Annotated in this window: 17 protein-coding genes, 1 tRNA gene and 2 pseudogenes; 18 read left to right on the top strand and 2 right to left on the bottom strand. The window is 55.6% G+C overall.

Annotated elements, in window-relative coordinates; translation table 11 throughout:
* Positions 1–23 precede the first annotated feature (23 nt).
* The 18 genes and pseudogenes from AC6I7Z_RS13895 (at position 24) to AC6I7Z_RS13810 (ending at position 17228) form a co-directional block, all read left to right on the top strand.
* Entirely contained in the window at positions 24–536 is a 513-nt protein-coding gene (locus tag AC6I7Z_RS13895) for a DUF1441 family protein (protein ID WP_081140155.1), read from the top strand.
* The gene (locus tag AC6I7Z_RS13890) at positions 533–2632 is read left to right on the top strand and encodes a phage terminase large subunit family protein (RefSeq protein ID WP_497814647.1); all 2100 of its coding nucleotides are present in this window, start codon (positions 533–535) and stop codon (positions 2630–2632) included. Before AC6I7Z_RS13895 ends, AC6I7Z_RS13890 begins: the two co-directional genes overlap by 4 nt.
* Positions 2629–2841 carry a DUF6148 family protein gene (locus AC6I7Z_RS13885; RefSeq protein ID WP_313383192.1) on the top strand — a complete coding sequence of 71 codons (213 nt, stop codon included), beginning with the start codon at positions 2629–2631 and terminating at the stop codon, positions 2839–2841. Before AC6I7Z_RS13890 ends, AC6I7Z_RS13885 begins: the two co-directional genes overlap by 4 nt.
* A complete protein-coding gene (locus AC6I7Z_RS13880) occupies positions 2841–4346 on the top strand; it encodes a phage portal protein (RefSeq protein WP_497814646.1) in 1506 nt (501 codons plus the stop codon). Before AC6I7Z_RS13885 ends, AC6I7Z_RS13880 begins: the two co-directional genes overlap by 1 nt.
* 13 nt (positions 4347–4359) lie before the next feature.
* Positions 4360–6282, top strand: a complete 1923-nt coding sequence (locus AC6I7Z_RS13875; RefSeq protein ID WP_497815450.1) for a ClpP-like prohead protease/major capsid protein fusion protein — start codon at positions 4360–4362, stop codon at positions 6280–6282.
* An 84-nt stretch (positions 6283–6366) separates the two neighbouring features.
* Positions 6367–6690 carry a DUF2190 family protein gene (locus AC6I7Z_RS13870; RefSeq protein WP_497814645.1) on the top strand — a complete coding sequence of 108 codons (324 nt, stop codon included), beginning with the start codon at positions 6367–6369 and terminating at the stop codon, positions 6688–6690.
* Positions 6691–6715: 25 nt separating this feature from the next.
* A complete protein-coding gene (locus AC6I7Z_RS13865) occupies positions 6716–6994 on the top strand; it encodes a hypothetical protein (protein WP_497814644.1) in 279 nt (92 codons plus the stop codon).
* Positions 6960–7526, top strand: coding sequence for a phage tail protein (locus tag AC6I7Z_RS13860; RefSeq protein WP_497815449.1), 567 nt, complete (start codon positions 6960–6962; stop codon positions 7524–7526). The genes AC6I7Z_RS13865 and AC6I7Z_RS13860 overlap by 35 nt, the downstream gene beginning before the upstream one ends.
* Positions 7523–7921, top strand: coding sequence for a phage tail terminator protein (gene gpU, locus AC6I7Z_RS13855; RefSeq protein WP_497814643.1), 399 nt, complete (start codon positions 7523–7525; stop codon positions 7919–7921). The genes AC6I7Z_RS13860 and gpU overlap by 4 nt, the downstream gene beginning before the upstream one ends.
* A 9-nt stretch (positions 7922–7930) precedes the next feature.
* Positions 7931–8407 (top strand): annotated as a pseudogene (locus tag AC6I7Z_RS13850) (phage tail tube protein); the annotation flags it as partial.
* Between the two features lie 47 nt (positions 8408–8454).
* The gene (locus tag AC6I7Z_RS13845) at positions 8455–8850 is read left to right on the top strand and encodes a phage minor tail protein domain-containing protein (RefSeq protein ID WP_497814642.1); all 396 of its coding nucleotides are present in this window, start codon (positions 8455–8457) and stop codon (positions 8848–8850) included.
* Between the two features lie 8 nt (positions 8851–8858).
* On the top strand, positions 8859–9164 hold the full coding sequence (locus AC6I7Z_RS13840) for a phage tail assembly protein T (RefSeq protein WP_497814641.1): 306 nt from the start codon (positions 8859–8861) through the stop codon (positions 9162–9164).
* Positions 9165–9282: 118 nt separating this feature from the next.
* Positions 9283–11586, top strand: a pseudogene (locus AC6I7Z_RS13835) (phage tail tape measure protein); the annotation flags it as partial.
* Between the two features lie 134 nt (positions 11587–11720).
* Positions 11721–12050, top strand: a complete 330-nt coding sequence (locus AC6I7Z_RS13830) for a phage tail protein (RefSeq protein ID WP_497814640.1) — start codon at positions 11721–11723, stop codon at positions 12048–12050.
* 10 nt (positions 12051–12060) lie between these two features.
* On the top strand, positions 12061–12762 hold the full coding sequence (locus AC6I7Z_RS13825) for a phage minor tail protein L (protein WP_497814639.1): 702 nt from the start codon (positions 12061–12063) through the stop codon (positions 12760–12762).
* Positions 12759–13118 (top strand): C40 family peptidase, encoded by a 360-nt coding sequence (locus AC6I7Z_RS13820; protein ID WP_497814638.1) that lies wholly within the window; start codon positions 12759–12761, stop codon positions 13116–13118. The genes AC6I7Z_RS13825 and AC6I7Z_RS13820 overlap by 4 nt, the downstream gene beginning before the upstream one ends.
* Positions 13105–13758 carry a tail assembly protein gene (locus tag AC6I7Z_RS13815; protein ID WP_497814637.1) on the top strand — a complete coding sequence of 218 codons (654 nt, stop codon included), beginning with the start codon at positions 13105–13107 and terminating at the stop codon, positions 13756–13758. The genes AC6I7Z_RS13820 and AC6I7Z_RS13815 overlap by 14 nt, the downstream gene beginning before the upstream one ends.
* A gap of 53 nt (positions 13759–13811) precedes the next feature.
* Positions 13812–17228: a TipJ family phage tail tip protein gene (locus AC6I7Z_RS13810; RefSeq protein ID WP_497814636.1), complete on the top strand. Its 3417-nt coding sequence runs from the start codon at positions 13812–13814 to the stop codon at positions 17226–17228.
* Positions 17229–17435: 207 nt separating this feature from the next.
* On the opposite strand, the gene AC6I7Z_RS13805 is transcribed toward AC6I7Z_RS13810, so the two are convergent.
* Together AC6I7Z_RS13805 and AC6I7Z_RS13800 are read right to left on the bottom strand one after the other, a co-directional pair.
* Positions 17436–18593 carry a tyrosine-type recombinase/integrase gene (locus AC6I7Z_RS13805; RefSeq protein ID WP_497814635.1) on the bottom strand — a complete coding sequence of 386 codons (1158 nt, stop codon included), beginning with the start codon at positions 18591–18593 and terminating at the stop codon, positions 17436–17438.
* A gap of 162 nt (positions 18594–18755) precedes the next feature.
* Positions 18756–18830, bottom strand: a tRNA-Arg gene (locus AC6I7Z_RS13800).
* Between the last annotated feature and the right edge of the window lie 13 nt (positions 18831–18843).

Here is an 18843-nt window from a genome sequence, read left to right as displayed (position 1 = left end):
GAGCTGGTGTGTTGAGGTGAGGAATGTCAGACATCAGCAGAATCGGGGATGCCTATAACTGGAGTGTTGCGAAAATTGCTGAAGCTTTCGGCATAGATCGTAAGACGGTCAGAAAGAAAATCATGAACGCTCAGGTTGCATCCGCCGGAAACATTCGTGGAAATCCGGTCTATGCCCTCAAGGACATCGGTCCTGTTCTCTTTGCCCCTGACGAAGCAGCCACACCTGAAACACTTCATGATCCCTCCCGTATGGATCCTAAATCCCGTAAGGACTGGTTTCAGTCTGAGAATGAGCGCGTAAAGCTTGAAGCTGCGCTCAGCCAGCTCGTTCCTGCTAATGAAGTACATCGCGAGATGGCCATGATGGCGAAATCTGTTTTACAGGTACTGGATACATGGCCTGACAGGCTAGAGCGCGATCATGGGTGGTCTCCGCATCAGATTTCAGAAGCACAAAGCATTGTTGATGAAATTCGAGAAGCGCTGGCTGCAGAAATCCGTAGTGCAGATATCGTCGAAGAGAGTGAGTCATGACATACGCCTCAGCTGCTGAGATACGCCGAGACGTATCTGAACTCTTTAAAGCTCCACATCGAATGCCAGTAGCTGATGCGGTTAAACGCTACATGCGCGTGCCTTTGGGTGGCGGCAGTTCACTCCCATGGGACGCGACACTGACGCCCTATATTGTTGAACCCATGAACTGCCTGACGTCGCGCAATTATGACGCTGTGGTTTTTGTCGGCCCCGCGCGGACGGGTAAAACGCTGGGTCTGATTGATGGCTGGATAACCTATTCTGTGGTCTGCGATCCGGCAGATTTCTTGCTGATACAGATGACAGAAGAAAAGGCGCGCGAACATTCAAAGAAACGCCTTGAACGCACTTTTCGCTGCAGCCCTGAGCTTCACAGCCGTCTCAGCCCGCGCGCCAGCGATAATAATGTGCATGACCGGACTTTTCGCGCCGGCAACTACCTCAAAATTGGCTGGCCATCCGTCAATATCATGTCCTCATCCGATTATCGATATGTTGCACTCACTGACTATGACCGCTGGCCCGATGATATAGACGGGGAGGGGGATGGTTTTTCCCTGGCGTCCAAACGCACCACCACCTTTATGTCAGCCGGGATGACGCTGGTGGAGAGCTCCCCGGGCCGGGATATTTGCGATACAAAATGGAAGGCTTCGACGCCACATGAAGCACCGCCAGCAACAGGGATCCTCTCGTTATATAACCGGGGCGATCGCCGCCGGTGGTACTGGCCGTGCCCGCATTGTGGGGAATATTTTCAGCCGGAAATAGCCAGTATGACAGGCTATCGCGGCTATACCGATCCGGTACTGGCCAGTGAGGCTGCACGTCTGCAGTGTCCGGCCTGCTCTGAACTGATTGAACCCGATATGAAGCGTGTCCTGAATAGCCGCGGCGTCTGGCTGCGTGACGGGCAGAGCATGGATCGTGAGGGGCAACTCAGCGGGAAGGCACGCCAGTCCCGGATTGCCTCTTTCTGGATGGAGGGACCGGCAGCGGCATATCAGACATGGACTCAGCTGATTTATAAATATCTCACTGCCGAACAGGAGTATCAGGCAACAGGCAGTGAAGAAACCCTTAAAGCTGTCTTCAATACGGATTTCGGCAGGCCTTATTTTCCCCGGACCGCCCTTGAACAACGTAAGGGAGAACATCTGGAGAGCCGGGCAGAGGATATTCCCGAGCGAACGGTTGCAGACGGGGTGAGGTTTCTTGTTGCAACCGTGGATGTGCAGGGCGGCCGGCATCGTCGTTTCGTGGTGCAGATAACCGGATACGGTGCGATGGGAGAACGATGGGTCGTTGACCGGTACAACATCCGTCATTCGTTACGCAGCGATGACCTTGGCGAAAGCCGCCCTCTCGATCCCGGCAGTTACCCTGAGGACTGGGATCTGCTTCTCTCGGACGTGCTGTACAAAACCTGGGCGCTGGCCAGCTATCCGTCAAAACGAATGTCGCTTATGGCGATGGCTGTGGATTCCGGAGGCGAGGACGGTGTGACCGACAACGCCTATCGCTTCTGGCGAAAATGCCGTCGGGAGGGGGAAGGAAAGCGTGTTTATCTTTTCAAGGGCGACAGCCATAAGCGTGAAAAGCTGATCACCCGGACATGGCCTGACAATACCGGACGCTCAGCGCGCCGGGCAAAGGCCGCAGGGGATGTTCCGCTTTATCTGCTCCAGACCGATGCGCTCAAGGACCGGGTAAATAACGCCCTGTGGCGTGAAGCCCCGGGTCCCAATTACATTCATTTTCCGGCCTGGATTGGGAGCTGGTTTTATGACGAGCTCACCTATGAAGAGCGCTCACCAGAAGGGCGATGGCGTAAACCGGGGCGGGGAGCCAATGAAGGATTTGACCTGCTCGTCTATGCCGATGCGCTGGTCATTCTGCATGGCTACGAAAAAATTAAATGGCCTGATGCGCCTTCATGGGCTTGCCGGGAAACCTGGCTTGAAGACAGTGATACAGATAACACTCTGACAAGCATGTCTCCGCCACTGAAAGCCCGCACCCGCAAACCCTCATCAGAACCGACTCGCGACATGACAAACAATCCCTGGATTACAAACGGAGGCTGGATATGAACCAGACCGAGGTGGAAGCCATGATCCGCTATTACACCGAGGCAGAGGTTGCCGTACTGAGCGGCAAAACCATCATGCTGAACGGACAGTCCATGACGATGGAGAATCTGGCAGACATTCGAAAGGGGCGGCAGGAGTGGGAGCGCCGCCTGGCCGAATATCTTAAAAAACGCTGTGGTCAGACGGGTTATCGTTTAGCGAGGTTCTGATGTCATTCCTGGATAATGCAATCGGTGCTTTTTCGCCGTCGTGGAAGGCTGCCAGGCTGCGTGCCCGCATGCAGATCCGCGCCTACGAAGCCGCGCTCCCCACCCGCACACATAAAGCCAGACGCGAAACACGCTCAGCCAACCAGCTCAGTCAGGCCGGGGCAGTTTCCCTTCGCCAGCAGGCCAGAGCGCTTGATGCGAATCATGACCTGGTGATCGGCATACTGGATAAGCTGGAAGAGCGCGTTATCGGCGCAAAAGGCATCATCGTTGACCCGCATCCGCTGCTGAAAGACGGCCGTGTGGCCACAGAGCTGGTGAAAACCATACGCAAAAAATGGGGTGAATGGTCACTGCGGCCTGATGTCACTGGCGAGTTTTCCCGGCCAGTACTGGAGCGCCTGATGCTGCGCACCTGGCTCAGAGACGGAGAGGTTTTTGCTCAGCTGGTGAGCGGCCATGGCGCCGGGCTCAGGGCAGATGGCGGCGTACCTTTCTGGCTTGAAGCACTTGAGCCAGATTTTGTGACCATGAACTCCGATCCTGCCGCCGGGCTCATTCAGGGCGTCTGGCTGAACGAGTGGGGTAAGCCGCTTAAGTATCAGGTCTATAAAAATCTCCCCGTCAGCGGTTTGCTCTCTGATACCAAAGAAGTGCCTTCTGACGCCATGCTGCATCTTAAATTTGCACGGCGTCTGCACCAGGTGAGGGGCATTACCATCCTGTCCGGTGTGATGATCCGCCTGAGCGCCCTGAAAGATTATGAAGAAAGCGAAATGGTTGCCGCGCGCATCGCCGCTGCTCTGGGGATGTACATCAAAAAAGGTGACGGGCAGGACTATTCAGAAAGCCTGAGTGGCAGCAGTGAGCGTGAACTGACTATTCAGCCGGGCATGTTGTATGACGATCTCCGGCAGGGTGAAGAGATTGGCATGATCAAGTCAGACCGGCCCAACACCAACCTTGAATCATTCCGGAACGGGCAGCTACGTGCCGTGGCTGCCGGTACACGTCTGAGCTTTTCGAGCACAGCACGCAATTACAACGGCACATACAGCGCGCAGCGGCAGGAGCTGGTGGAGTCTACGGACGGATATCTCATTCTGCAGGACTGTTTTATTGCTGCTGTCACCCGGCCGGTTTATCGCGCATGGCTGAAGCAGGCGCTTGCGGCGGGCGTGATTAAGCCACCCGCCGACATCGAGCTTTCCACACTGTATGACGCCATTTACTCGGGACCCGGTATGCCCTGGATCGACCCTGTGAAAGAGGCGACAGCCTGGAAAATTCAGATACGGGGTGGGGCGGCAACCGAATCCGACTGGGCGCGGGCGTGCGGACGCAACCCTGATGAGGTTAAACGTCGCCGCAAAGCGGAAGTCGATGAAAACCAGAAAGAGGGGCTGGTGTTCGACACTGACCCGGCAAACGACAAAGGAGTCAGCAGTGACCGAGAAAATAAAGCAGATAAGCCAGCGTCAGGCGATACAGGCGAAGAAGACTGAATCCTGGTTCTGGATGGCCATACGGGGCGAAGCTGAGGCAGAAATTTATATCTATGACGAAATTGGTTTTCAGGGGGTGCCAGCAAAACAGTTTATCAGCGACCTCCAGGCACTCGGCGAGATCAAACACATCAACCTTCACATCAATTCGCCGGGTGGCAGCATTTTTGAAGGGATCGCTATTTTTAACGCACTCAAATATCACCCTGCTGCCATTACGGTTCATGTCGACGGCGTGGCCGCGTCGATGGCCTCCGTCATCGCCATGGTCGGTAATCCGGTCATCATGCCGGCCAACAGTTTCATGATGATCCATAAACCCTGGGCGGTTGCGGGCGGTGACGCCGATGACATGCGTGATTTCGCTGAGCTGCTGGATAAAACAGAAGCTGTGCTCATCCCGGCTTATGCCGCCAAAACAGGACTGGCCCATGAGGTTATCGCCGGGATGCTGAAAGAAGAGACCTGGATGGATGGGACCCAGTGTGTCTCGCTGGGATTCGCTGATCAGCTGGCGCCCGCCGTTCAGGCAATGGCCCGCATTGATTCAAAACGTATCGAGGAGTACGAAAAAATGCCAGAAAACCTTCGCAATATGCTGACGCCGCCGCAGAACAGCCTGACGCATGATCCTGCTCCACCTCAGGCAGGTGTGAACGAAGCGGTTTTACGTGAACAGTTCATTGAAGAACAGCGTGTCCGCGCACGGGCGCTCACTGACCTGTTTGGGATGTTCGGTGATAAATACAATGCTCTGCAGGCAGCCTGCATCGCGGATCCGACGTGCACACTTGAGCTGGCACGCGAGAAGCTGCTGACGCAAATGGGCAAAGACAGCACGCCGTCTAACAAATCAGCCGCACCTCACATCTATGCCGGAAACGGTAATTTTACCGGTGACGGTATCCGGCAGGCCATCATGGCGCGGGCCGGTTATGAGCCACTCCAGTCAGATAACCCTTACAACGCTATGACGCTTCGCGAGCATGCGCGCCTGTCACTGACCGAACGGGGCTTTGGTGTGGCCAGTTATAACCCGGTACAGATCGTCGGGCTGGCGTTTACGCACAGCACTTCCGATTTTGGCAATATCATGCTGGATGTGTCCTACAAATCCATTCTTCAGGGCTGGGAACAGGCCCCTGAGACGTTCGGTGAGTGGACCAAAAAGGGACAGCTGTCCGATTTCAAAATTGCGCACCGTGTGGGGCTGGGTGGTTTTCCTTCACTACGTCAGGTCCGCGAGGGGGCGGAATACAAATACGTCACGACGTCAGACAAGCAGGCAACGATTGCCCTGGCCACCTACGGTGAGCTGTTCAGCATCACCCGCCAGGCCATTATCAATGATGACCTGAGCATGCTGACCGATGTTCCCATGAAACTTGGCCGTGCGGCTAAAGCCACGGTGGCAGATCTGGTCTATGCCATCCTCGTGAAAAATCCGCAACTGAGCACGGATAACATTGCGTTGTTTGCAGACAGCCATGCAAATCTTCTGACCAAAGCCGCAATGGATGTAGCGTCACTGGATAAAGCCCGGCAGATGATGCGTCGTCAGAAAGAAGGCGAACGCCATCTCAATATCCGTCCTGCTTTCGTGCTGGTGCCGACCGCCATGGAGTCCACTGCCAGTCAGGTCATTCGCTCAACGTCTGTTAAAGGTGCCGACATCAACGCCGGTATCATTAACCCCGTGCAGAACTTCGCAACGGTAATTGCCGAACCACGTCTGGACGATGCCAGCCAGAACACGTTCTACCTCGCGGCGGCAAAAGGTTCGGACACGATTGAGGTCGCTTACCTTAACGGTGTGGATACGCCGTTTATCGACCAGATGGAGGGATTTACTTCTGATGGTGTCACGACGAAAGTACGCATCGATGCTGGTGTTGCACCTGTTGACTATCGCGGCCTGGTGAAGTGCACCGCCTGATGCACCCTGAATAAACCTGAACGCCCGGAAGGGCTTTTTTTATGCCTGAAATCCGGTCAACACGGATCGGGAAGGAGAATAACCATGGCAAAAAATTATGTGCAGGATGGCAAGACACTGACGTTCATTGCGGACGAAGACTATAAAAGCGGCGATATGGTGCGTGTGGGAGATCGTATCGTTATTGCCGTAACAGATACCCCGAAAGGTTGCCCCGGAACTGGCCTGGCGGAAGGCGTCTTCACCTTACCGAAAAAAGCCAATGTCTCTGTTCAGGTCGGCAAACCTGTTTATGAACAGGGCCATCAGGTTGTAGCCAACAAGACAGAGGGGGCCGTAACCCTGGGTATCGCCTGGGAAAACGCCGACAGTGAGGCGGCCGTAGTGGCTGTTAAGCTTTTTGGCTAGCCCATTTTTCCGCCTGACTGACAGGATGGATGATGTCACTGCACGCCGGTTCGGTCAGGCCGTGGTGATTAATGGGCGGACGATGTGCGCAACTGAACATGCCTTTACGGCTGACATGGGACCACTGTCCGGAGAGGGCGTGTCATTAATTGTCTTCGACAGGGCTTATCAGCCCGAACGACATGATTGGGTTGAATGGCAGGAGAAACACTGGAGAGTGACCCGCTGGCAGTTTTACAACGGCAAGCCGCAAATCTGGCTTGAGGAGGATAAAAGTGCAGGGACTGAACCAGGCACTGAATAACCTGCATGAGCTCGATCGTCAGCTGGTGCCCCGCGCGCTGGCGCAGGCGGTGAACCGTGTGGCCCGTCGCGTCATTACGCGCTGCACTCGCGAGGTTGCAAAGCAGACGCGTGTTCCTCAGAAGCTGGTCAGGCAGCGTGTCCGGCTACGCCCGGCCACGCCGGGCCATGCTGATCCGACCGCGCGACTGGTCGTTAACCGCGGGGATTTGCCGGCTATCAGTCTGGGCACGGCCCGTCTGCAGCTGTCCCGGCGAAAAACAGTAGCCGGCCGGCATGGCAGCGTGCTGAAAATCGGGCGGTTTACTTTCCGGAATGCATTTATACAGCAACTGGCTAACGGCCGCTGGCATGTACTTCAGCGGACCGGCCGCAGTCGCTATCCGGTTCAGGTTGTAAAAATCCCGCTGTCCGGAGCGCTGACGGAGAGCTATCAGAAACAAAGCCGGCAGTTGCTGGAAACGGATATGCAGGCTGAACTGGCCGCCGCGCTCAGACAGCAACTGAGGCTGTACCTGAGGAGGAAGGTATGAAAAAACATGCTGAAATCAGGCGCACCCTCACGGAAGCGCTTAAGTCCCACATCAGCGGGGCGGCCTTTCATGATGGCCGCCCCGTTTTTATTGATGAAAAAGAACTGCCCGCCGTAGCCGTTTATCTGTCAGACGCCCGCTACAGCGGTAACTATCTGGATGCAGAAGCCTGGCAGGCCACGCTGCATATCGAGGTATTCCTCCTGGCAACCCAACCGGATACGGCACTGGATGAGTGGGTTGAACGCCATATCCTTCCGGCGCTCGTTAATGTGCCGGCACTTTCATCCGTGATCGATACGCTCACGCCGCAGAGTTATGACTGGCAGCGGGACAGTGAAATGGCGAGCTGGGGTTCAGCCGATCTGACTTATCTCATTACCTATCAGATGTAAGGAGCCACTATGGCGACACCTAATCCTCTTGCATCAGTCAAAGGTGCAGGAACCACCTTACTGATTTTCACCGGCAGCGGCGATGCCACCGCTAAACCTCTGAACGATGACGGCTGGACACGGCTCGCCCAGATCCGGGAGCTGCAGCCTGGCGAAATCAGTGCGGAAAGTTACGACGACACCTGGCTGGACGATCCGGACGCCGACTGGAAAGCCACGGCGCAGGGCGAGAAATCGGCGGGAGAGGCCAGTATTACGCTTGCCTGGAAACCCGGCGAGCAGGGACAGAAAGATTTACTGAGCTGGTTTCACAGTGGGGAGGTTCGCTATTACAAGATTCGCTATCCGAACGGCACGGTTGATCTGTTCCGGGGCTGGGTCAGCAGCCTGGGCAAGACCATTCCGGCAAAAGAGGTCATCACGCGAACCATCAAGGTAACGAACAGCGGCCGTCCGGTTCTGGCTGAGGAAATTCCGCAGTCGCCTGCACCTGCGCCACATTCCGACAATAACCATGAGAAAGGAGGACTGTGATGTTTCTGGAAAAAACCGTGTTTCATTACGGGTCCGAGCAAATGGAGTTATCTGAACTGACAGCGCTGCAGCGCGCCGAGTTTTTTGCGTTTATTGCCAGTTCTGACGTGGTTAAAGATAAGGCCCCCACTGACGCAACCCGGAACGCAGCACTAGTCAGGCTGAATACGGAGTCCAGTGCCTGGCTTGTTTCGCGTGCGCTCTGGAATTGTCATCGTGAGGCGGACGTTAACGATATTTATCAGGGGATCCTGGCCGACTGGCCCGAAAAGGCGCTGTGTGTGGCTGCGGAAAAGGTGATGGTTCTCAGCGATCTCAAGGGGGATGAAAAGCCGGCCGAGCCATCCGGCCCCGGGGAGGATGACCTGAAGGTAAAGCCGACGGACGAGGGCTGAAATTTATCATGTTTCTGGCCCATGAGTTTCGCCGTCCTGACTGGCGCCGGATGCTGAGCGAGATGACGTCTTCTGAACTCGCAGACTGGCAGCGTTATTTCGCCACAGTGCCGTTCAGCCATCGCCTGCTGGATGCTGAATTTGCGGCGCTCAGCAGCACAATGGTGGCGCTCGCCACAGGCGAATGCGGGCTGACTGCAGAAGACTTCAGCCTGCTCAGTCGCTCAGGAACCGGTGACCTCATGACTGATGACATGCTGATGGCCGTAGCAGAGTCCATGGGAGGAGAACGCCATGTCCCAGCAGATCGCTGATCTTGTCGTAAATCTTGGGGCTGAGACTGCCCGGTTTCACGAGCAGATGGGCCGGGTCGAACGTCAGCTGAAAAACGCGGGGCAGCAGGCCGGGCGCGCTGCACAGCAGGTTTCCTCCGTTTCGCGCGCTGAAGTGCAGGCCACGCAGGCAAAAGCCCGTTTTCTCAGCCAGCTCAAGGCACAGCTGGCCACACAACGGCTTTCACGTGAAGAGATGCTGAGAACGCGCGCGGCACAGCTGGGGCTGGGCGATGCGGCGGAAATCTATATCCGTAAGCTGGAGTCGGCCCGTCAGAAAACACACTCTCTGGGACTGGCGAGCGCGTCGGCGCGGCGCGAGCTTGGCGTGTTGTTTGGCGAAATGGCGCGGGGCAATTTTGGCGCACTTCGTGGCTCAGGCATTACGCTTGCGAATAATGCCGGATGGATAGAAAAGCTGATGACCCTGCGCGGTCTGAGCATAGCCGGGATGGTGGGTGGTATTGCCGCTGCTGTCTGGGGACTGGGGAAAGCCTGGTATCAGGGCAGTCAGGAAGCTGAGACCTTTAACAGGAATCTTATCCTCACCGGCCACTATGCCGCCCGGACAACCTCAGCGCTACAGGCGATGAGCCGCTCTCTGACGGGCAACGGTATTACGCAGCATGAAGCGGCTTCTGTGCTGGCGGAAGTCACTGGCTCGGGTTTATTTAACGGGCAGCACCTCCGGCAGGTCGCTGACGTCGCGGCCCGTCTCAAAACTGTAACCGGTCAGGCTACCGAAGAGACTATCCGGCAGTTTGCGCGGCTTCAGGACACGCCCGTCGCTGCCGTCCGGGAGCTGGATAAATCCCTGCACTTTCTGACGGCGACTGAACTGGAAAACATCACCCGCCTGGCAGAACAGGGGCGTGAAGCCGATGCGGCAGCTCTGGCTATGGATCGTTACGCTGAAACCCTGCGTCTTCGCAGCGACGATGTGGCACAGCATCTGGGAACGCTGGAGAAAACCTGGAAATGGCTGGGGGAGACGGCGGCGGGTGCCTGGGATGCCATGCTGGGCATCGGACGGGAACGGTCGCTGGAAGAGCAGATTGCTGCCCTGAGGGAGAAGTTAAACGCGGGTGGAAAGGCCCTGGGCAAAGCCTGGATACCTGTCACGCAGCAGGACAGGGACAGGCTTTCCCGGCTGGAAGAACAGAAGTTTCAGCATGACCTGAAGGCCGCCCGCGATAAAGCAGATCAGGATGCGGAAATCCGTAAAAAGCGCCGTTTCGATGCTGACCAGACCCTGAAAAAACAGTATGAAACGGAAGAGGAAAAGCATCAGCGCGCGCTGTCAGTTATCCGCCATTCATGGGCATCCCGTGAGGTTAAAGAGGAGGCGATGCGCCGTGAAAAACAGCGCTATGACACGCTTATCGCAGGCCGCCGAAAACGGCGGGACGCACATCAGCCGTCGGCGGCTGCCCTTGCAGGCGAAAAGGCGCAGGCTGACATGCTGGCGCTGCAGGCCCGGCTTCACGCTCTGAAGACGCATCAGGAAGCAGATATTGTCAGCCAGCAGCGTAAAGAGCTCTGGGCCTCCCAGGCGAAATTTCATGTTCTTGAGGAAGCCGCACAAAAACGCCAGCTGACCCATGAGGAAAAATCCCTGCTTGCCGGTAAAGCCAGCGTCCTGCTTCAGCAGGAAAAACTGGCCATGCTGGGGGATGAAGTTGCGCTTCAGGAACGCATGAATCAGCTTCAGGTGCAGGCTGGAAAATTTACGGAGCAGCAGCGCACGCGGCAGGCGGAAATTGCGGCGCTTGAACACGGCCTGTCGGCACGGGAGGCGCAGCAGCATGCCAGCGTTACCCGACTCAGCGCCACTTATGCAGAGGCGCCAGATGTACTTGCTGCAGTGTTAAAGGCACAGCAAAAAACCTGGCAGGCGGAAGAAAAGCTGCGGGCCGACTGGCTGGCGGGAGCAAAAAGCGCATGGGCTGAGTACCGTGATGCGGCGCTTGATGCCAACAGCCAGATAAAACAGGCTTCCTCCAGGGCGCTTGACGGGTTAAGCACACAGCTGAGTGCTCTGCTAACGGACGGTAAGGCAGGTTTTCGCGACTTTACCCGAAACGTTCTGAGCATGCTCACCCAGATCCTGGTGAAAATGACGCTGGTCAGGGGCGTGGATTTTTTCGCCGGACTGCTTAAGCAACATGCGTTGTCATTTCATGCGCAGGGCGGTGTTTTTCATTCTCAGGATCTTCATGCCTTCAGCGGAAGCGTGATCCGGACGCCTACGCTGTTTGCGTTTGCCCATGGTGCCGGCGTCATGGGAGAGGCCGGGCCGGAAGGTATCTTTCCACTACGTCGCGGTGCCGACGGTAAGCTGGGTGTGGTGGCCCGGATGACAGGAGCCGGCCTGAAATACGCACCCGTCTTTAATGTCACCATTCACAATGACGGCCGTAACGGGCAGCTCGGGCCGGAGGCCGCAAGAATGATGTATGAGCTGGGGCGTCAGGGCGCGAAAGATTTCTTCCTTCAGCAGCAGCGTGACGGCGGCCTGATGAGCGGAGGCCGGGTCTGATGGAATCATTTAACTGGAAGATCCGGCCGGGTATGCGTGCGGAGCGAGAGCCACGTGTGCAGACAATCCGGTTTGGTGACGGGTATGAGCAGCGGCGCGCAGATGGCCTGAATGTTCTTCAGAGCCGCTACGCCATTATGCTGTCCGGACCTCACGCCACGATGCAGGCGGTGGAGGACTTCCTTACCCGGCACAGCGGTATCAGAGCTTTTCTGTGGCAACCGCCGGGCCAGCCCGATCCTGCCGCCTTTGTCTGCCGACGCTGGTCGGCGGTGCGTATGGCGAGGCGCACGGAAATAACCGGCGAATTTGAACAGGTCCCCGCCTGAGGTAACAGCGATGAACACCATTCCTTCTCAAATGCTGAGTGAACTGACCCGGACAGAGCCGTCTGCCCGTATTGACCTGTGGGAAGCGGATCTGACCGCAACAGGCGGTAAACGTTACTTCTTCTGCAATGAACAGAATGAACTCGGAAAAGCGGTTATCTGGCAGAAACGTCGCTACCGGCCTTATCCCGTCAGGATGGAAGAGTGTGGCATGAGCGGGCGAGGCCCGGCTGCGCGTCCGTCAGTTGTTGTCTCAAACCTGTATGGCATCGTGACCGGCCTGGCTGAGGCGCACCAGAGCCTGGTGGGCGGCGTTGTCATTCGACGAACGGTCTGCGCACGGTTTCTGGATGCAGAGAATTTCAGGCAAGGAAATCCGGACGCCGATCCGCAGCAGGAAGTGGTCAGCCGTTATGTTATCGAGCAACTGGCAGAACTGACGTCACTGACGGCGAGATTTATTCTGGCCGTGCCGACAGAAACCGAAGGGCAGCTGTGCCCGGGCCGCATCATGCTGTCCGACCTTTGCCCGTGGGAATACCGCTCTGCAGACTGTGGGTACACCGGGCCAGCTATTGCGGACAGCAATGGACAACCCGTGAAGGAGGCCACTCAGGATCACTGTGGCAACTGTGCGGCAGGTTGCCGGCTTCGTCATAACACCGGGCGCTTCGGCGGGTTTCTCTCGCTGAATGCGTACTCTGCAGAATGACGTACGCCTGTAGCGCAGCGACGGCCGGACGTCTCTTCGAAGATATCTTCGCTCATGCCCGGGCCTGTCATCCGCAGGAGTGCTGTGGTCTGGTCATCCTGACACCGGACGACTGCCAGTATCGACCCTGCATCAACGCTTCCCCTGAGTCACACCGGCATTTTCTGATCACCCCTGAAGATTACCTGAGTGCCTCTGCTGCCGGCACGATTATCGCGCTGGTTCACAGCCATCCTGATGGGCCACCTGAACTGAGCCCTGCGGATAAAGCCGCCATGAGGCACAGCGCCTGCAGCTGGTGGCTGGTCTGCGGCGACAGCATTTATCGTTTTGGAGATGACAATGAGCTCAACTGAACCTTCCTCTGAAAGGGCCGGACCGGTTCGGGTGTGTCTGTACGGCAACCTCGCCAGGTCTGGCAGGCGCATTGATCTACATGTGACGACTGCGGCAGAAGCGTTGCATGCGCTGGTGATGCAGTCCGGTGAGTTCAGGCGCCAGTTTAGCGAAGGGCTTTATCAGGTGCGTATTGCCGGCAGCGATCTTGATAATGACAACCTGCATGCCCGCCTGCATGAAAAGCTACCGTCTGGCGCAGTTGTCCATCTGGTTCCCCGGCTGCAGGGTGCTTCCCGACGAGGCCTGCTTCAGCTGTTTGCGGGTGCCGCGCTCATCGCGGCGTCATTTATTCCGGGTCTGAATGCTTTTGCCTGGACAGTGGGCGCAACAACGCTTTCGCTGAGTGGGGCGGCTTTTTCGCTGGGGGCCAGCCTGATGCTGGGCGGAGCTGCTCAGCTGCTGGCTCCACGATCTGCAGATGCAGATGGCAGAGATAACAAAAGCACCTGGTTTTCAGGCACAGAAAACATGATGGCTCAGGGCGCGCCGGTACCGGTTCTGTATGGGGAAATGCGGGTGGGGTCACGCGTAATTTCTCAGGAGATTTCCACCCGGGACATGAGCGGGGAAGGAAAAGTCATTGTTATCGGGCATTAAAAAAGAACTCAAAGGGGAGTTGTTTCCGGGTTCATTTCCTTCAGGCTAAAACTATGAAGATCTTGCATCACCATGCACAAACGCCACACGACAAACCTGACAATCTTCGCTCCTCTCAGGTACTGAGCGTAATAGATGTTGTCAGCGAAGGCCCCGTTGCCGGTCTTGTTGACGGTTTAAAAAGCGTGCTGATTAACGGCACGCCTGTGCTTGGGCCGGACGGACAGGTGAACGTGCAGGGCGTCAGTATGCACTTTCATGCCGGAACGGCGGATCAACCACCGCTGAGCGGATTTGAGGCATCAGCCCGGGAAAAGCTGATCAATGCTGACGTGACCGCGCAATATGCCGTCACGCGCACGGTGGATGGAAAGGAAACAGACCGGCTTCGCCTGACGCTGGGCGTTCGCCAGCTGTTCTCGGTCAACAAAAAAGGCGAAACGCAGGATGCGTCAGTCACCCTGCAAATTCATATCCGGCATCCTGCAGGCTGGAAAACGGAAAAAGACATTACCGTGAAGGGACGTACGCACGAGCCGTTTGCGTTTTCGGTGATCCTTGAAAACCTGCCAGCTGCGCCGTTTGACGTTCGCGTAATGCGTATTACGCCTGACAGCACCGGTAACCGGCTGTTCAATAAGACCTTCTGGTCATCATATACAGAAATCACCAGTGTCCGGCAATGCTATCCCCATACGGCCGTGACGGGCCTGAAAATTGACTCAAAAAAATCGGGCAATCAGCGCGCGGAGCGCAATTACATGATGCGGGGGCGCCTGGTCAGGGTGCCGGCAAATTATGACCCGGTGACGCGCAGCTATGCCGGAGATCGCTGGAATGGGGAGTTTAAAGAGGCCTGGACGGACAACCCGGCATGGTGCCTGTATGACCTGCTGATGCACCCACGCTATGGTCTGGGTCAGCGAATGGGTATTGCAGATGCAGACAAGTGGGCGCTCTATAACATTGCCCGCTACTGTGATGAAAAGGTCAGTGATGGCTATGGCGGGCTGGAGCCTCGCATTCGCTGCAACGCGTGGCTGACCCGGCAGCGGAAGACGTTCGATGTCATCGGTGATTTCTGCAGCATGATGCGCTGTATGCCCGTGTGGAACGGGCAGCGTCTGACGTTTATTCAGGATACGCCTTCGGATGTTGTCTGGACCTACACCAGTGCCAGCGTGGCCGGCGGCCAGTTCCATTACAGCTTCAGCGCGCTGAAAGACCGCCATAACGTGGTTGAGGTGCGTTTCATCGACCCACACAATAACTGGCAGCCTTCCGTAGAGCTGGTGGAAGACCGCGAGGCCATAAAGCGATACGGGCGCAATCTGCTGAAAGTCGATGCGTTTGGCTGTACCAGCCGGGGGCAGGCACACCGGACCGGCTTATGGATCATCCAGACCGAACTGCTGGAAACCCAGACTGTCGATTTTTGCGTGGGGGCAGAAGGGCTGCGCCATATTCCCGGGGATATCTTTGAAATATGCGACAACGATTATGCCGGGACTGCGACCGGTGGCCGCATTATTGCCGCAGAGCCGGGGAAAAAATTGCTCAGGCTTGACCGGCCCGTGTCCCTTCCTGAAGAGGGCCGTGCCTCGCTGAACCTGATGGGTGAGGCCGGGCAGCCTTTCACCGTCATCGTGACCGGCCATCCTGAACCTGACTGTGTTGAGGTGGATACCATTCCTGAAGGTATGGCGTCACTCAGCGTCTGGGGACTAAAACTGCCGGGCCTGCGACAGCGACTGTTTCGCTGTGTGGCCATCCGTGAAAGCGAAAACGGCGGCTATGCCGTGACCGCGCTACAGCACTGCCCGGAGAAGCAGGCGCGGGTGGACGAAGGCAGGCGCTTTTCAGAACCCCCGGCCAGCGGGCACGCCATGTTACCGCCCGCTGTCCGGCATCTTCATGTCAGCGTCAGCGCTTCATCCGGCCACATTCATGCCATTGCCCGGTGGGAAGTTCTGCGGACATCCGGCAGCGCACACTTTGATGTACGGGTCACTCGTGGCCATGATGCCACGGGATATCTGGTTTTCAGCCACACAACGGATCGGCCTGAATGTGCGTTCACTCTGCCAGAAAGGGGAAGCTATACGCTGAGCGTCAGTTCAGTCAATGAGGCCGGGCAGAAAAGCGAACCTGCCTCTGCCGGTATTACGGTTGCTGCACCCGAGGCTCCCGTATCCATTGATGCCACACCCGGCTATTTCCAGGTCACGCTGGTGCCGCATCAGGCCGTTTATGATGCCACTGTACGTTATGAATTCTGGTATTCCGGAACCCGGCTCGCTGACCCACAACAGGCCGAATCTCAGGCGCAGTATCTTGGAGAAGGACGCTGCTGGATAAAAGACGGGTTAAAACCCGGCATTACGCACTATTTCTATATTCGCAGCTTGAATGCGCTGGGAAAATCTGCTTTCACAGAACAGCCCGCCAGCCCGAGCGAAAAAGCGGAAGACTATCTGGCGTTTTATAAGGGAAAAATCAGCGACACACATCTTGGACAGAGCTTACTGACAAAAATGGAGCAGCTGTCAGAGGGCGCCGCAAAAATCGGGAAAATTGAAAAGAGCTGGAAAAACACGGAAGGGCGACTGAATTCGCAATGGTCAGTCAAATTACAGCAGCTGAAAAATGGTCAGTACTGCATGGCTGGCTTTGGCATGGGAATTGAAGAAAAGCCGGAGGGGATGCAGAGCCAGATCCTGATGGCCGCCGATCGCGTGGCTTTTGTGAACCCGGAGAATGGAAACTCTGTGCCCGCACTGGTTATTGAACACGACCAGATCTATTTCCGTGAAGCGCTCATCAGGTACCTGCGTGCGGTCAGCATTACCAGCAGCGGTAATCCGCCAGCTTTTGAACTCACGCCTGATGGCAAACTGACGGCAAGGGATGCTGATATCAGCGGCACGCTTCGCGCTATATCGGGTGAGCTTGAGAACGTCACGATTAAAGACAGCTGCACCATTGAAGGTATTCTGGATGCAAAACAGATAACAGGTGACATTTATAATGTTCAGTCAGGTGGAGTGCGATTACCCGAAGGCGCTTTCAGCTGGTCCGACAAAGAAGGAGAACACGTTCTGTTCAGAATCGCTGGCGAGTCATTTGACCGTATTCTGGATACAAATCTGACTCTGGTGGCTCGGTCCCAGCATAAACGGCAGCAGTTTAAGTTAATCATCCGGCATCATCATTATCAAAACGAAATATATAAAGATGTTCAGCTCGATTACGCGGATACCGGTAATAAGGGACATGCCCTGGGCATGAGTTACAAAATAAAAGGAATAAGCCTGCCGGCGATCGGCCGTTCACATGTGCACGAGTTGATCGTGTTCGTAGGTAACAGTAAACGGTCTGGCCGTGTTTACTGTTATATCCCTCCTGGCGAAGCACCAAAATTTACGGCCTATCGCGCAGGACGCTCATTTGTTACCAGCGGGGAAGTGTAATAACCGTGCTGAGTAATAACGTTGAATATCCGGACATACTGGCCGGTTGTTTATGCGAAGGGCTTCAAATCCAGTTCAGATAAAAGGCTGCCCCGGCAACAAGCACAACGGATGAAATAATATTGAGTGCAATAACAGTGCGAGGTGATACGTCCATTTCTGAAACTCCTTAGATGAAAATTCTAAGATTAGCACCTGTATTAAAATTTACTTCAGCTTGCCATCAAGCCAGTCTGCCCACCACTGCATCATTTCGCGTCGTTTTTCCAGATACTGAGCATGGTTGTAAATGCCGCGGATATTATTTGGATCAGCGTGCGCCAGTTGTCGTTCAATAGCATCCTTAGGCCACAGGTGCTCATTCAGTATGGTACTGAACTGATGACGGAACCCATGACCGCTCGCAATGCCACCGTAACCGATCAGGCGAATTACAGTCAGCACAGCACAGTCGCTTATTGGCTTCATCTTGTCATTGCGTCCCGCAAATACATAAGGTGATATGGACGTGATCGGTTTCAGGAATTTGAGCAACGCAATTACCTGATCAGACATCGGCACGACGTGCATCTTGCGGCTTTTCATCACTTCTGGCTCAATCGTGATGAGCCTGTTCTCGAAATCGACGTTTTTCCACTGCATGCTTCTGAGTTCTATAGTACGCATTGCGGTGTACTGAAGAACCTGAGTAGCGACGCGTGAAACAATACTTCCTGGATATGTTGCCAGCGCTGCATTAAAGGCTGGAATCTGGTCAGCAGGCAGATACGGAAAATTTTTTTTCCGGTAAGTCTGCATGGCATCTGCGAGATCAGTTGCGGGATTGTATCTGGCGCGCCCTGTCACTACGGCATACCTGAATACCTCACCACACCGGCGACGGGCCTTGCTGGCACGCGAAAGAGCTCCACGCTCTTCAAACCGACGCAGTACCGCAAGCAACGTCATTGGCTCTATCTCTTCCATCTGCAATTTTCCGATGTAAGGAAGGATATCATCCTTAAACATCTGCCTGAGTTCAATGGCATAGCTTTCAGACCAGGACTGTCTTTTGTATTTATACCACTCCTCAAAAATAGTACTGAAAGAGTCTGGCTCTTTGCTTTTTCGCAGCTTCTTCGTCGCCGGGTTTAAACCTGAAGCTAGATCGCGTCTCAGCTCAAATGCGAGATTACGTGCATCGGCCAGCCCTATCTCCGGGTACTTACCGATGGTATGCACCTTCTCTTTACCATAATACTGATAACGGACCTGCCAGACCTTTTTACCGGTTACCGGTACGTAAAGGTAAAGTCCATTACCATCAGCAATCCGGTAAGGCTTGTCTTTGGGCTTTGCGGCGTTGATCTGTTTAATAGTGAGCATTGGGTAAAATCTGTACGGGTGAAATCTTTTTACCCAAAATTTACCCAGAGGCACATGTGGATGTCAACGAACCGGGACAACCGATGGCGGAGTAGATGTGAAGGGAAGAGGTTGCTTTGTATGGACTTTACGAACTTGTACGGAGAGTAGCGAACTGAACCATGGCGTCCCCTGCAGGAATCGAACCTGCAACTAGCCCTTAGGAGGGGCTCGTTATATCCATTTAACTAAGGGGACCGCGGCGCGCAGT

This window comes from Pantoea sp. X-Soil-MYKO-1289, assembly GCF_059730625.1.
This window is presented reverse-complemented; position numbering and strand designations above follow the sequence as displayed.